This is a genomic window from Hominilimicola sp., assembly GCF_046972485.1.
Taxonomy (GTDB): Bacteria; Bacillota; Clostridia; order UBA1381; family UBA1381; genus Hominilimicola; species Hominilimicola fabiformis.
The window spans coordinates 1-1,414 of sequence record NZ_JBKVWU010000220.1; the positions used below are offsets into that span (position 1 = coordinate 1).

3 protein-coding genes are annotated in these 1,414 nt (G+C 36.4%); 1 reads left to right on the forward strand and 2 read right to left on the reverse strand.

Annotation, left to right across the window (positions count from 1 at the left end):
* The first annotated feature begins 55 nt into the window (after positions 1-55).
* Entirely contained in the window at positions 56-427 is a 372-nt protein-coding gene (locus tag ACLTU0_RS11930) for a RidA family protein (protein ID WP_022229952.1), read from the forward strand.
* 55 nt (positions 428-482) lie between these two features.
* On the opposite strand, the gene ACLTU0_RS11935 is transcribed toward ACLTU0_RS11930, so the two are convergent.
* Positions 483-842 carry a hypothetical protein gene (locus ACLTU0_RS11935; protein ID WP_412293786.1) on the reverse strand — a complete coding sequence of 120 codons (360 nt, stop codon included), beginning with the start codon at positions 840-842 and terminating at the stop codon, positions 483-485.
* Between the two features lie 22 nt (positions 843-864).
* Positions 865-1,414 (reverse strand): PD-(D/E)XK nuclease family protein (locus tag ACLTU0_RS11940; RefSeq protein ID WP_412322665.1); only part of this gene is annotated, 550 nt, incomplete at its 5' end.

Consider the following 1,414-nt stretch of genomic DNA (forward strand, 5'->3'; position numbering starts at 1 on the left):
GTTGTATGCTATTTAATTACCATATAAATTTTATAAAATGAGAGGAATGGTACAAATGAAAGAAACAAAGACAAACAATGCTCCGGCTGCAATCGGACCTTATTCACAGGCAATAACTGTCGGAAATATGCTGTTCACATCGGGACAAATTCCGATTAACCCTGCAACAGGCGATATTCCTGAGGGCGTTGAGGCACAGGCAGAACAGGCACTTACAAACGTAAAGAACCTTATTGAGGCTGCCGGCGGAAGTATTGAAAATGTTGTAAAGACAACAGTATTTATTAAGGATATGAATGACTTTGCAAAGATTAACGAAGTATACGCTAAATATTTTACAGAGCCTTATCCGGCTCGTTCATGCGTAGAAGTCGCAAGACTTCCGAAGGACGTACTTCTTGAAGTTGAAACTATTGTAGAATTATAATAAAACAACAAATTAAAAGGTCTGTGGTAAAGCCACAGACCTTTTGTATTAATTTTTATTGAACACCGATTCTCGGTGAAATAGGTGAAGTAGGAGATACTGACGGAGCAGGTGAGCCTGACGGCAGTGTCGGTTCAATCGTCGGCATAGCCTCAAGTTCTGCGTGAAGTGAATCTATTTCTTCCTGCATTTGTGCAATCTGGTCGTTAAGTTCGTTTACCTTTAACTTTAATTCCGTATTTTCTTGAATTGCGTCGGCTATTTGGTTGGATTTGTCGTTGTTGCTTCCGACTGTAATACCTATATAAAATATAAATGCAAGTATTAAAACCGCAATACAAATCAAGGCGATAATAATTTTTTTACCTTTTCTGTTCTTATTTCTGTTTATATTCAAATTGCCGTAGTTTGACATTATATCACCTCAAAAAATTTTACTAATCTAATTTTACCACACTTTGCGGAGAAAATAAATACAAATATTTATCTTTTACAGATTTTTTTAAGATTTTTTCCATGGCACGTGCATAAAGAATTAATTGCTTTTCATATTTTTTTGCAACTGCAAGTTGTTCTGCTTTGGAAGTGCATTTGTCGGTTTTGTAATCGACAAGGATTATATCACCGTTTTTATCCTCAAAGTATAAGTCAATAATACCTTGTAAAATAATCTGTTCGTTTCTGTACTCGTCCGGTAAAGTGTTGTCGTATTCATATGCCGGAATTGATATTTCAAAAGGACTTTCACGATATACTTTTTTTGCACTTAAAACTTCTTTACCCATATCGCTTTTCCAAAAGCTTGTGACATTTTTGCATATCATATCGGCTATATTTTTATCCGAAACAACATTGCTGTCAATCTGACCGTCATTTGTGACGCGGACAAGCTCGGATGCGACAAAGTCGGCGTAATTGTTTTCGGTAAGCGTCTTAATCTTTTCAATATCGAAAAATGCCATAAGCTGATGGTGCGCCGTACCGATT